1 pseudogene is annotated in these 382 nt (G+C 62.3%); it reads left to right on the top strand.

Going from position 1 to position 382, the window contains the following annotated elements:
* Window positions 1-361: pseudogene (locus EN935_RS40535) on the top strand (extracellular solute-binding protein); the annotation flags it as partial.
* Between the last annotated feature and the right edge of the window lie 21 nt (window positions 362-382).

Below are 382 nucleotides of genomic sequence, written 5' to 3' on the forward strand. Positions count from 1 at the left end.
CATTTACGGCCTGCCCTTCTCCGCCGACGCCTCGGTGTTGATCTGGAACAAGAAGCTGTTCAAGCAGGCTGGCCTCGACCCTGAAAAAGGCCCGGCCAACTGGGCCGAGATCGCGGCCGACGCCGAGAAGGTCAACGCACTCGGCGGCAACATCAAGGGCTTCTACTTTTCCGGCAATTGCGGCGGCTGCAACATCTTCACCTTCACGCCGCTGATCTGGGCGTCTGGCGGCGACATCCTCTCGGAGGACGGCTCCAAGGCGACGCTGGACAGCCCGCAATTGCGCGGCGCCATCGATCTCTACCGCTCGATGGTCAAGAAGGATCTGGTGTCGGTCTGCGCACCTGCCGGCACCAGATCCTTCTTGACCATCGAGCGGTAG

Origin of the sequence: Mesorhizobium sp. M7D.F.Ca.US.004.03.1.1, from assembly GCF_003998635.1 — a bacterium.
GTDB lineage: Bacteria > Pseudomonadota > Alphaproteobacteria > Rhizobiales > Rhizobiaceae > Mesorhizobium > Mesorhizobium loti.